Source organism: Paenibacillus sp. Root52, assembly GCF_001426865.1.
In the GTDB taxonomy this organism is placed as follows: Bacteria; Bacillota; Bacilli; order Paenibacillales; family Paenibacillaceae; genus Paenibacillus.
Genome location: NZ_LMFO01000012.1, coordinates 466,348 through 478,814 on the forward strand (window position 1 = coordinate 466,348; position 12,467 = coordinate 478,814).

Below are 12,467 nucleotides of genomic sequence, written 5' to 3' on the forward strand. Positions count from 1 at the left end.
GTGAACCCGTAAGTTTTTAAAGGGATATGAATAAAAAGGTATAAAAAAGCAGGCTACATGTGAGCCCAGATTATTCTGGATCATTGTAACCTGCTTTTTGTTTGTAGGAATCCATATAGAAGTCCGTATCCATATCATACCCTGGATCGTTTGAAATTTTAGGTGAAGTAATCAATGTTGGCTAAAGGAAAATGCTCAAAAATCCGTTCTGTAATGAATTCACGCAGAGCGTCTTGTTGGTCGTCTTTATACACATACTTATACTGTCCCCAGCGTCCCCACTTCATCTTGCGTTTTTCCATATCCATCTCAAGCTTCGTTTTGGGGTAACGCTTCTCAATGGTCGCTTTCGCTGTTTTGGTAAAACGGTGCTGGATCATCTCAAACGTGAGATCCTTGGTTGCTTCTTCAGGTAATGTATCTGCAAGCTTTTGCAGCAAGTCCGAATAGCCTTCTTCCCATCCGTCATACCACATGATTGGGGCAATAATGAAACCTAAGGGATAACCGGCATGAGCAATCTTACCGGCAGCTTCGATCCGTTCTTCAAAGCGGGACGTTGCTGGTTCAAAGTTTTTGATGACATAATCGGAATTAACGCTGAAACGGATTCGGGTGTGACCGTTATGTTTCAGGTTTAACAATGGATCAACGTGATGATATTTGGTTACAAATCGCAATCTCCCGTACTCTTCATCAGCCATAAATCGAATTAGATCACTTAAATTTTCTGTGATGTGTTCCAGTCCAACCGGATCTGACGTACAGGCTGCCTCGAATCGTGTGATTTCAGGAGCGCGTTCCTCGATATAACCTTTGGCAGCTTCAATAATCTCTTCCGTATTCACATACACACGCACATAAGGTTTGGCACCCAATGTGGTTTGTAGATAACAATAATGGCAATGACCCATGCAACCTGTGGAAATTGGAATAGCGTACTCTGCCGAAGGCTTGGATTGATCAAACTTAAGCGTTTTTCGAACACCTACCACCAGTGTACGCTTAGCCATCCGATACTTTTCTTGCTCCGTCTCACCAGGGAGGTTCGTGATGCGATTATGGGATGTCGTCATCTGGTATGGGATATCTCTAGAGGTCACCCATTCCATGATTCGTTTTCCTTTATCATAATCCAGCGCACCAGGTTCAAAATACACTAAATCGGGAATAAAGGGTTTAGTACCCTTTGCTTTGCGAACTGGGGGCTGCGCTACACTTGTACTCACATCAACACTCCTTTCGATACGAAACTGTACTTAGTTTGTCTCAAGAAGGGTGATGTCAACCTTGCCAATACTTGCGTGCGGATGGTGTTTTTTAGACATTCAAAATCGCAATACAGGCTCATGCAGTTCCAGAGGACTTGCCAATGCGCATTGATAACATGTATCATTATAAGATAGGGATCAGGCAGGAACAGCTGCCGATCAGAGAGAAGAGAGGGAAGCAGATGCCAACGCCCAGTATGGAAGATTATTTGGAGCGTATATACAAATTAATTGATGAAAAGGGCTATGCTCGTGTGTCTGATATAGCTGAAGGATTGGAAGTGCATCCTTCATCGGTGACGAAAATGATCCAGAAGCTGGACAAAGACGAGTACTTGATCTATGAGAAGTACCGCGGCTTGGTACTCACTCCAAAAGGTAAAAAGATGGGGAAACGGTTGATGGAGCGCCATCATCTGCTTGAGCAATTTTTGACAACGATTGGTGTCCAAGAGGAGAATATCTATAAGGACGTAGAAGGAATTGAACACCACTTAAGCTGGGATTCAATTACGTGTATCGAGTCTTTAGTCGAGTATTTCCGTCAAGATGAAAGTCGATTGCGTGACCTCAAAAACCTGCAGGATGTTATGAGTAATACAGAATCATAATAGATATTCATAACATCGAAATAGGATTGTAAGTAATGAAATGATGCAAAATGAATGCTTTTAAAAGCCTTCTAAAAACCAGCCAATGATGCTTATCGTCATGTGATAAAGCGCGCAAGCTGGTTTTTTTCTACCCAACATTTGGTGATTGATCGCAACTAAACCATCGGTAGGAGCGTCTATTAAACTAGCAGAATTTGCCGCGAGTTTAAAAAATGATGGAGGATTGCTATCGATGAAGTTTCGTAAAGGATTGATCCTGTTGCTTATTTTTGTGCTGGGTTTGCAGACAGCAGGAATGACGGCACAGGCAGCAGGACAGAAGGAAATCGTCATTAACTTGGACGGACAACGCTTAGACTCAGATGTAGCGCCTTACATTATCCCTAAGGTGAATGTAACCATGGTTCCTTTGCGTGTCATTAGTGAAGGGCTGGGGGCTTCTGTATTATGGTCTCAAGCGACACGTACCGTTACAATCAAAAAGGCTGATTCAGTCATCAGCATGACCAGTGGTCGTCAGCAGGCTACCGTGGATAACACAGTGGTTGGTTTGGATGCTTCAGTAGAACTGAAGCAAGGCCGCGTCATGGTTCCTATTCGTTTTGTCAGTGAGAATCTCGGGATTCGTGTGAATTGGAATCAATCGGAGCAAGTTATCGATTTGACGACAGAAGATGGAACAACGACACCTACACCTACCCCAGCTGTCCCTGCTGAACCAGGCGGAACTGGACAGACGCCTGCTTCAGAAGAAATGCGTGGGGCTTGGATTGCAACAGTAAACGGTGATTGGCCGTCATCTGGGGCGAGAAACAACATTACGAAGCAAAAACAAGAGTATACTCAGCAGCTGGATGCATTAAAGGACATGGGAATCAATGCGGTATTCGTTCAGGTTCGGGCGAATGCTGATGCAATCTATCCATCAGGACTTGTGCCATGGAATACGGTTCTCACGGGAACTCAGGGTAAAGATCCAGGGTATGATCCACTGTCGTTCATGATCGAAGAAGCACATCAACGTGGAATGGAGTTCCATGCTTGGTTCAATCCGTTCCGTGCTACGAATTCAGCGAGTACCAGCGGATTGGCAGCAAATCATGTTTCGAAATTACATCCAGACTGGATTGTCAATGTATCAGGCAAGCTTTATATCAACCCAGGTATGCCGCAAGCTAGACAACATATTATTGATACAATCATGGAAGTGGTTAATCAGTATGATATTGATGGTGTGCATTTGGATGATTATTTCTATCCGTCTAACGCTACGTTTAATGATGATGCGGCATTCAAGACGTATAATACATTGAATACCAAGGATCGTGCAGAGTGGAGACGCGATAATATTAATCAATTTGTGAAACAGCTTGGAGAGAGTGTACACCGTGTGAAGCCTAACGTTCAATACGGCATTAGTCCTTTTGGCGTGTGGCGTAATAAAGCGGATGACCCGACAGGATCGGATACAAGAGCAGGAGTGCCGGCTTATGACAGCATGCATGCAGATGTTCGCACATGGATCAAGCAAGGGTGGATTGATTATGTCGCACCTCAAGTGTACTGGAGTATGACACTGAGTGCTGCTCGTTATGATAAAGTTGTGGACTGGTGGGTTAACGAGGTAGCGAACACCAACGTTAAACTGTACATTGGCCACGCCCCTTATAAGCTGGGGACATCCGAGATTGGCTGGAATACTTCACAAGAGATTATAGACCAGCTCATCTATAATGAAAAGTATGACATGATCAAGGGTGATATCTACTTCAGCTCACAGCATTTGACGAAGAATACATTGGGCTTGATTGCCAGACTCAAAGCATATTATGGACTATAGAATGTTTTAGTGTGATATACGTAATATAACCAACCCCTGTTCACATACAGTTGCAGTAGAAACATGGCTGTCTGGAGAACGGGGGTATTTAGCATGTTAATTAATGCGGTGTTTGAAGGTGGAGGCGTTAAAGGGATCTCACTTGCGGGTGCAGTGCAGGCAGCGCAGGATTACGATATGGTGTTTCACCGTGTGGCAGGTACATCCTCTGGTTCCATTGTGGCTGCTCTGATTGCGGCAGGATACCGAGCGGAAGAAATGAAGACCATTATCGAGAATATGCCATTTGCTTCATTGTTGCGTCGTTCTCCTATATTTGATGTACGCTGGATCGGTCCTGCGGCAAGGTTGTTTCTGAAGAAGGGGCTATACTCTGGGGAAGCACTTGAAGAATGGATTCGAAATATGCTGAAGCAAAAAGGAATTCGAACCTTTGCGGATCTTCCAAAAGGCAAATTACTCATTACCGCATCGGATATTACGAACGGCACGATATTGGTTTTACCTGACGACATTGCGCGCTTTGGCATTGATCCTAGTAAGCTTGAGGTAGCCAAGGCTGTTCGCATGAGCTGTAGCATTCCTTACTTTTTTGATCCGGTTGTCATTCGAAGATCTCCGATCCTGTCTAAAGGCATGCGTTTTCCCGATCAGTTTGTGTATGTGGTGGATGGTGGTTTGCTCAGTAATTTTCCGTTGTGGTTGTTTGATGGGGAACGCTTAGAGCGAAGCGGTGAACCGATTCCGGTCGTTGGATTTAAAATGGTTGGCAAGACAGAAGGGAAGTCAGCACGAATTAGAGGGCCACTCAGCATGCTTCAGGCGTTGGTGGAGACGATGCTTACCGCTCATGATGAGCGATATATCGAACAGATTAATCGTTTCCGTACGATCAAAATACCGACCATAGGAATTAAACCCACACAGTTTCACCTTTCAGCCCAGGATAGCACAGCTTTATATTTATCCGGGTTAGCTGCTGGCACGGACTTTTTTAGTGGGTGGAATACAAAATGGTATGACGAACAATTGAATAAGCAGCGCAAAGAACTTCGGAAAAAACAAACCGAATCACTACCCCTGACACCTGTATAAGAAGATGCAACTGTTCAGATGCACTACCCAAAAAAACAGCAATTCTCATGATAGAGAGTTGCTGTTTTTGGTGATTCCCTTTATTCAAAGTTAGTGAAATTTAGGAATATCTTCATCACTTTTACCCTTTTGACCTTGAATGACTTGGAACGGATAATCTTTGCGTTTCTTGGATGATCCGCTAGTACTCTTTTTGGTGCTGCCTTGTTGTGCATTAACTTTGGCCATCGTTCGTGCCGATGGTTTAACCTTAGGCGTTGATTTACGTCTCCAGCGCTGGGGAGGATACTTATACAGCAGGAATATTCCGCCTAACACAATCAGAGGTATGACAATTCGGGAGATTCCACCGCTGCTTAAAAAACCTAATGCTCCAACAGCAGCAAGTGTGATGAACGTCCAAAATAAGATCGCCTGCTTATTCATATCAATCACCCTTTCACAGGATCAAGTGATGCAACAGGTATTTCTGATACTGCAGAAGCATTTGCAAGTTTTGCATCCAACTCACGCATACGGTTGAATGAAGCGATCGATACTTCAACCTGTTCATTCGTAGGCTCTTTCGTCGTTAATAACTGTAGCCACAACCCCGGATATCCGAGATAGCGTAACAGTGGAATATCACGAACGGAATTGGTGATTTTCAGCAATTCGAAGGAAATGCCCAGAACTACAGGTAGCAAAATCAACCGCTGACCCATGCGTTCCCATAGGTTGTCGTAAGTGAAGAGGGAGTATAGGAATACACCAATAATCACCGTCAACATAATAAAGCTACTGCCGCAACGATAATGAAGTCGGCTGTATTTTTGCACATTTTCTGGCGTGAGCTCTTCGCCCGCTTCATGAGCACTGATTACTTTATGCTCCGCACCGTGGTATTGGAACAAACGTTTAATCATAGGTGTCTGTGAGATCAACCAGAGATAAGCAAGCAACAGAATCAGCTTAATGCCGCCTTCCAGTAAATTATGCAAAAACTGATTGTCGAATGCATTCTTGAAAAGAAAATTCTCAATGACCACCGGTAGCAGTGTAAGTACAATCTTCCCGAATAAGAATGAGAGTATGGCTACTGCGGTTACTCCAATAATCATGCTCAGGCTCCAGCCAGAGCCTTCTTTTTCTTTTTGTTTTGCTTTTTCTTCCGGTTCCAGTTCATCATCAGCATACGCGTCAGCAGAGTAATTCAGGTGTTTACTGCCCTTAACGCTCGAATCTATAATGCTGACAATCCCGCGCAGTAACGGAATCCGCCGCAATTTCATGACCCAGGACTTGTCTTGCTTGGGAACTTCCAAATACGTGATCTCGCCGTCTTTTCTTCGCACAGCCGTAACATTGACGTGTTTCCCACCAAACATTACGCCTTCAATGACAGCTTGCCCCCCATAGCTGACAGGCTTGGATTGTTGAGGCAAATTACTCACCTTCCTATTCTGTTCTATGCCTTCATGGTAGAAGGCGGTGTAATAACCCTATTGTATCGAATTTTGAGAGCAATTTCTAGTTTGCAGGACAATCCGTGCTGGATGTTGTTAAGTTTGGTCAGAATGGAACATACTACCCCATAAACAATCCGTGTGAATCGAAGCTTCACATTGGGAGATACCAACCTTGTACCGATGCAGAAGAGAGAAATGGAAGGAGCTTAACACATGACTGAGCATATAGAAGATCAAGATCATCGGAAAGACCAAATTTCGGATAGTAAAAGGCCGGCTGAGCGGAAAAGTCGTAGGAAGCAAAAACAAGGAGAAGCTCATTACTTGACCAAGCCATTTCCGTTTGCTCTCGAATTAGGATTTTTCGCGGGATTTATATGGGGTGCAATATATTTACTGTTTTATGTCATCCATTTTACGATTGTACCTTTAGGTTTTTTGGCAGAGCCCTTTTTTAAACATGAATTCGTGTATTCCATGGCAGGGCATCTGACAGGATGGTTGTTTTTTATCGCGTTTTCGATCCTAGCTTCTGTTCTCTATACCTATACACTTCGCAAGCTGAAAGGGCCGATCCCCGGTATGATCTACGGAATCGTCTGGTGGCTTATTATCTTTGTGTTGGTCGGACCTAAGGTGCATATGATGAAGCCTCAGAATGAATTAACTTGGGATTCAATCATCACTGAGTTCTGCTTCTTCCTGCTGTGGGGACTCTTCATCGGTTATACAGTAGCTATGGAGTACACAGACGAACGTAAGCGTGAGCCAGAGAAAGCAGGAGCATAGCCGCAAAAAAGCTTCTCAATCCGGCAATGGCTGTGTTAAAATAGCAGATGGTTATTTGCAGAGAGGATGGAGCAGCTATGAAACGAATTGTTGTGATCAATGGTCCGAACCTAAACATGCTAGGTGTACGTGAACCAGGCATCTATGGAACGCTTAGTCTGAAGGATATTGAAGACAAAATTCGCAGACAGGCTGAAGAGCTTGGCGTCTCCATCACTTTTTATCAATCTAATCACGAAGGTGACATCATTGATCGTATTCACGCAGCGATGGGGAAAGACGACGGAATCATGCTGAATGCCGGAGCCTTTACTCATTACAGCTACGCTATAAGGGATGCGATTAATGCCGTAAAAGTCCCTACAGTGGAAGTTCATCTATCCAACATTCATGCACGCGAAGCGTTCAGACATCATTCAGTAATTGCTGCAGAAACGATCGGGCAGATTGCCGGATTTGGCGAAGTAAGCTATGAACTGGGATTGCTGGCTCTCGTGCGTCATCTGGACAAACAAACCTGAGCCGGGAACCCGGGAATGTGAGAGAAAGAAGGGTTACCGATGGAAAACAAACGAGTGAATAAGTTGCGTGAGGCTATGCGCGAGCGTGAACTCACGGCTATGCTGATTACTAATCCGATTAACCGTCGTTACATGACGAACTTTACGGGTTCAGCGGGATACGTGCTTATTACGGAACAGGAAGCATACTTGCTGACCGATTTCCGCTATATGACACAAGCACCCCTACAAGCCAAAGGATTTACCGTTGTGGAACACGGGCCAAAACCAATGGATTCCGTGCGTGAGCTGTTGCTTTCCGCAAACATCAAAGAAGTTGGCTTTGAGCAAGATAGCGTGACATTTGGCACGCATGCATCTTATGCTGAAACACTTCACCCGGTTGAACTAAAAGCTGTATCCGGTATTGTGGAACAACTTCGCATGTTCAAGGACGAAGATGAAATCGCTGTAATGCAAAGAGCAGCAGATTTGGCAGATGCAACGTTCAGCCACGTTTTACAGTTTGCGAAACCGGGCATGACTGAGCGTGAGGTCGATTTGGAGATGGAGTTCTTCATGCGTAAGCATGGTGCGACGTCTTCTTCGTTTGATACGATCGTTGCCTCAGGTGAACGTTCCGCAATGCCTCACGGGGTAGCAAGTGAGAAGGTCATTGGACAGAACGAATTGATTACGTTTGACTTTGGTGCGTTGCTGGACGGTTACTGTTCAGATCTGACTCGTACCATTGCAACAGGTACACCGGTACCTGAGCTGCGCAAAATCTATGATATCGTACTGGAAGCCCAGTTACATACGCTGGAGAACCTGAAACCGGGTATGACCGGACGCGAAGCCGATGCACTGGCACGTGATGTCATTGCAGGCTACGGATACGGAGATCAGTTCGGACATAGTACAGGTCATGGCTTGGGTATGGAGGTTCATGAATCTCCTCGTTTGTCCAAGCTTAGCGACGATGTATTGAAACCGGGCATGGTTGTAACTGTTGAGCCGGGTATTTATATCGACGGTCTTGGCGGTGTACGCATCGAGGACGATGTGGTTATCACAGAGACAGGCATTCATATTTTAACAAAATCGGATAAGAAATTTACCGTTATCGGCTAAATAACTATCCACCGGTGATAAAGGACATGTTTTGATTTAGAAGGTGGGAGATTATCTCCTGAATGGTGAGGAATATATTGCGAAGTAGTGGAAGAGACGGAATCGATTCTTAAGAAGCGTCAGCGTTCGCCTTTGTCTCCCCATTTTTAACCTTATTATAGTCTAATCAATAAAAATGGGGAGACAACAGCGATCGGAAGAACGATCCGACTCTGGAACGGTCTCTGCGGTAATTTTCTGCGAATCAGAAGATTCCCCACCTTCAATCAACGTATTGTCCTGTATCACCTACTTTTCAACTATACCAGGAGGGATCTTTGTGATTTCAGTAAACGATTTTAAAACAGGCTTGACTGTACAAGTAGATAACGATATCTATACCGTACTTGATTTCCAACACGTTAAACCAGGTAAAGGCGCTGCCTTTGTACGTTCCAAATTGAAAAATTTGCGCAATGGTAACACGGTTGAAAAAACATTCCGTGCAGGTGAAACAATTGGCCGTGCAATCATCGAAAACCGTGGCGTATCTTACCTGTATGCAAGTGGTGCAGAGCACACGTTCATGGATAACGAAACATATGACCAGTTCACTTTGACTAGTGACCAACTGGAATGGGAATTGAACTTCCTGAAAGAAAACATGAACGTAAAAATCGTTAGCTACCAAGGCGAAATCCTCGGGATTGACTTGCCAACAAGCGTTGAGTTGAAAGTTATCGAAACAGAGCCAAGCGTTAAAGGTAACACTGCACAAGGTGCTACCAAAAACGCGAAAGTAGAAACAGGATTGAATGTACAAGTTCCTTTGTTCATCAACGAAGGTGACGTTCTCCTGATCGATACACGTGAAGGTAAATACTCTTCCCGTGCGTAACTTTTAATGACTGTAAGCGAATAAACGGTCAGATCAACCCTTTGCCATTTGTTTGGCAGAGGGTTTTTTCGAAAAAAGATTAGCCTATCAGACGCTTTCGTAATATACTGGGTTAAAGTCATTTTTCGGAGAGAATAATGGCGATGGACATCAATTATGCATACTGCACAAGGTAGGGAGTGGATTTGCGTTGTCATTGTACGTCATGAAATTTGGGGGCAGCTCGGTCGGAGACACGGAGCGTATGAAACGTGTAGCTGGACGTGTTGTAGAGAAAATGGATGAAGGCCATCAGTGTGTAGTTGTCGTTTCGGCAATGGGAGATACAACCGATGATTTGATTGATCAAGCGAAACAATTGAATAGTGAGTTACCAGCACGTGAGATGGATATGCTTCTTACAACTGGAGAACAGATCTCAATCTCTTTGTTATCCATGGCTATTCAAGCACTTGGACGCAAAGCTGTGTCGTTTACAGGCTGGCAAGCTGGTTTCCGCACAGAGCCAGTTCATGGCAAAGCGCGTATTAACGATATTCAGCCTGAGCGAGTGATTAGAGCGCTTGAGGACGGAAATATTGTTATCGTTGCCGGTTTCCAAGGGATGACGGAAGACGGTGAGATCACTACATTAGGTCGGGGCGGCTCGGACACAACGGCCGTAGCCCTGGCAGCAGCTATTCAAGCGGATGCGTGCGAGATCTATACGGATGTGGACGGAATTTATTCTACCGATCCAAGGATCGTGAAGGTTGCGCGTAAGCTGAAAGAAATTTCGTATGACGAAATGCTGGAATTAGCAAATCTGGGCGCAGCCGTTTTGCACCCGCGTGCAGTTGAGTACGCGAAGCATTCCGGTGTACCTTTGATTGTAAGATCCAGCTTTAACCATAATGAAGGAACGGTTGTGAAGGAGGAAGCAACGATGGAACAAGGTGTAGTGGTTAGTGGTATTGCCTATGACAAAAACGTAGCTCGCATCAGCATTTTGGGTGTTCCAGATGCCCCAGGAGTTCTGGCAGAAGTGTTTGGTGCTCTGGCGTCTGAGCAGCTTGACGTTGATATCATCGTGCAAAGTGGTGTAATGGACGGGAAAGCAGACTTCTCCTTCTCCGTAGCATTGTCTGATCGTGAGAACGCATTGCGTGTCATTGAGAGCCTCCATAGCCGTTTACCGTATCGTGAAGTGACTTCTGAAGATAACTTGGTTAAAGTATCGATCGTTGGCGCAGGTATGGTGAGCCATCCAGGCGTGGCTGCGAAGATGTTCCAAGTGATCTCAGGTGAAGGTGTGAGCATCAAAATGGTAAGCACTTCTGAGATCAAAGTCTCCTGTGTCATTGATGGGGAGAAACTGCATGATGTAATCAAGGCATTGCACACAGCGTATGACCTCGACACAGCGGAACAAGCTGTAGTTGGCGGGCCGCAAGTTCGTCGATAATTGCATCAGTATATCGTCTGGAAGTCTGGTTCGTAGCAACATAGACCGATAGGCATAAGAAAAGGCTAATCGAAGCACATTCGGTTAGCCTTTTTTGGTTCGTTATTATACGTTATGCCGCCTTCAGCGCATTGTTGACTTCCGATGAGTCTTAGGAACGACGACATCATTCCTATACAGCATGCATCTCTTTTGTTATGATGTAAACGTGTCAGTTTGGTTTACAAAATCGTTTTGTAAACCTTTTAGAAGAGGCGGGTGGAGTAGCGTTGGACAAGAAGAAAAAGGTAACGATGCAGGAAATTGCCGATAGAGTTGGTGTATCCAAATATGCAGTATCCAAAGCGTTATCTGGCAAGGCAGGTATCAGTACGGCAACACGTGAACGAATATTTGAAGTGGCTTCGAATCTAGGTTATTTGGATCAGCAACTAACTAGACGCACGATGGCTCCTAAGACGCAGACAGAGGAAGAAGAGCGCATGATTGGTATACTTTTTCCCAATATCCGTAGTCAGAATAGAGAATCTTTTTATTGGGGGCGCGTGCTTGAAGGGGTGTTTCGCGGTTTAGAAGAGCATGGGATTTCATCCGTACTCATTACAGACGACAGTCCTCATAATTTTAACAAACTCATGCGCCCAGAGGCGTTACTGGGTATCATCGGGATCGGACTGATTGATACAGCTATGCTGGTTGAGTTACGTTCACTTGGTATTCCTTTTGTTATTATAGATCACGAGGATGAGTTGGTTGCTTCAGATACGGTGTTTATGAACAATTATGATATTTATCGTAAGCTAACGAAATTTCTGATTGGTAAAGGCCATCGAGATATTCAGTTTGTAGGAGATTGGTCGTATGCCCGTAGTTTTGCCGATCGTTGGAGTGGATTCAAGGCGATTCTTGATGAAAATGGTATACCTTACACCCCACATAAAGAGCTGCTACAGATTAGACCGACACATCATCATGAAAATCTAGAGCTGATTCGCACAGCGATGCAACAGTTGATAGAGGCCTCTTCGACTACTGCGATTGTATGTGCCAACGATAAGGTGGCTTCATTATGCATGGCTGAATTGGAGAGACAAGGTAAACGAATCCCTGCCGATATTTCAGTTGTTGCTTTTGACAACGATCCTGACGTTCAGGCGCAATATCCTGAGTTGTGTACTGTAAACGCGGAGACTGAGGCGCTAGGAGTGCAGGCAGTAGAAATCATGCAATGGAGGCTGAAGCATATCACAATGCCTTATGAGAAGAGACTAATTCAAGGTGAGCTGATTATCAAAGGCAGCATTGATAGCCTAGTCTAACATACAACCATATGAGGTTATCCATTACAGGTGAATGTAAAGGATAGCCTATTTGGTATGAAATGAATATCTATCAAACGAGAAATATTCATATTATTTATTTATGTAAACGCTTAAAGTAAACCTATTAAAATTT

13 protein-coding genes are annotated in these 12,467 nt (G+C 44.5%); 9 read left to right on the forward strand and 4 right to left on the reverse strand.

The genetic code is table 11. The annotated features are described in order from the left end of the window. Positions 1–158: 158 nt before the first annotated feature. On the reverse strand, positions 159–1,229 hold the full coding sequence (splB, locus tag ASD24_RS13595) for a spore photoproduct lyase (protein WP_056696492.1): 1,071 nt from the start codon (positions 1,227–1,229) through the stop codon (positions 159–161). A 224-nt stretch (positions 1,230–1,453) separates the two neighbouring features. Between splB and mntR the strand changes: the two genes are divergently transcribed. The 3 genes from mntR (at position 1,454) to ASD24_RS13610 (ending at position 4,820) form a co-directional block, all read left to right on the forward strand. Next, a complete protein-coding gene (gene mntR / locus ASD24_RS13600; protein ID WP_056696954.1) occupies positions 1,454–1,882 on the forward strand; it encodes a transcriptional regulator MntR in 429 nt (142 codons plus the stop codon). 235 nt (positions 1,883–2,117) lie between these two features. Further along, positions 2,118–3,725 carry a family 10 glycosylhydrolase gene (locus ASD24_RS13605; RefSeq protein ID WP_056696494.1) on the forward strand — a complete coding sequence of 536 codons (1,608 nt, stop codon included), beginning with the start codon at positions 2,118–2,120 and terminating at the stop codon, positions 3,723–3,725. A 93-nt stretch (positions 3,726–3,818) separates the two neighbouring features. After that, complete coding sequence (locus tag ASD24_RS13610; protein WP_056696496.1) at positions 3,819–4,820, forward strand: patatin-like phospholipase family protein; 1,002 nt, start codon at positions 3,819–3,821, stop codon at positions 4,818–4,820. 90 nt (positions 4,821–4,910) lie between these two features. Here ASD24_RS13610 and ASD24_RS13615 read toward each other — a convergent pair whose 3' ends face one another. Together ASD24_RS13615 and ASD24_RS13620 are read right to left on the reverse strand one after the other, a co-directional pair. After that, a complete protein-coding gene (locus ASD24_RS13615) occupies positions 4,911–5,246 on the reverse strand; it encodes a hypothetical protein (protein WP_056696498.1) in 336 nt (111 codons plus the stop codon). 5 nt (positions 5,247–5,251) lie between these two features. Continuing rightward, positions 5,252–6,244 carry a DUF1385 domain-containing protein gene (locus ASD24_RS13620; protein ID WP_056696501.1) on the reverse strand — a complete coding sequence of 331 codons (993 nt, stop codon included), beginning with the start codon at positions 6,242–6,244 and terminating at the stop codon, positions 5,252–5,254. A 237-nt stretch (positions 6,245–6,481) separates the two neighbouring features. On the opposite strand from ASD24_RS13620, the gene ASD24_RS13625 reads away from it, so the two are divergent. From ASD24_RS13625 to ASD24_RS13635, 3 genes are all read left to right on the forward strand, one after another. Further along, positions 6,482–7,057 carry a YqhR family membrane protein gene (locus ASD24_RS13625; RefSeq protein ID WP_082560398.1) on the forward strand — a complete coding sequence of 192 codons (576 nt, stop codon included), beginning with the start codon at positions 6,482–6,484 and terminating at the stop codon, positions 7,055–7,057. Between the two features lie 77 nt (positions 7,058–7,134). Beyond that, a complete protein-coding gene (gene aroQ, locus ASD24_RS13630; RefSeq protein ID WP_056696502.1) occupies positions 7,135–7,578 on the forward strand; it encodes a type II 3-dehydroquinate dehydratase in 444 nt (147 codons plus the stop codon). A gap of 39 nt (positions 7,579–7,617) precedes the next feature. After that, positions 7,618–8,691: a M24 family metallopeptidase gene (locus tag ASD24_RS13635; RefSeq protein ID WP_056696504.1), complete on the forward strand. Its 1,074-nt coding sequence runs from the start codon at positions 7,618–7,620 to the stop codon at positions 8,689–8,691. Between the two features lie 162 nt (positions 8,692–8,853). Here the strand turns inward: ASD24_RS13635 and ASD24_RS31325 are convergent, their stop codons facing one another. Beyond that, positions 8,854–8,979 (reverse strand): hypothetical protein, encoded by a 126-nt coding sequence (locus ASD24_RS31325; RefSeq protein ID WP_268795330.1) that lies wholly within the window; start codon positions 8,977–8,979, stop codon positions 8,854–8,856. A gap of 31 nt (positions 8,980–9,010) precedes the next feature. Between ASD24_RS31325 and efp the strand changes: the two genes are divergently transcribed. From efp to ASD24_RS13650, 3 genes are all read left to right on the forward strand, one after another. Next, positions 9,011–9,568: an elongation factor P gene (efp, locus tag ASD24_RS13640; RefSeq protein WP_056696506.1), complete on the forward strand. Its 558-nt coding sequence runs from the start codon at positions 9,011–9,013 to the stop codon at positions 9,566–9,568. A 190-nt stretch (positions 9,569–9,758) separates the two neighbouring features. Next, positions 9,759–11,012, forward strand: coding sequence for an aspartate kinase (locus tag ASD24_RS13645; RefSeq protein WP_056696508.1), 1,254 nt, complete (start codon positions 9,759–9,761; stop codon positions 11,010–11,012). A gap of 269 nt (positions 11,013–11,281) precedes the next feature. Further along, positions 11,282–12,331 (forward strand): substrate-binding domain-containing protein, encoded by a 1,050-nt coding sequence (locus ASD24_RS13650; protein ID WP_056696510.1) that lies wholly within the window; start codon positions 11,282–11,284, stop codon positions 12,329–12,331. Positions 12,332–12,467 lie beyond the last annotated feature (136 nt).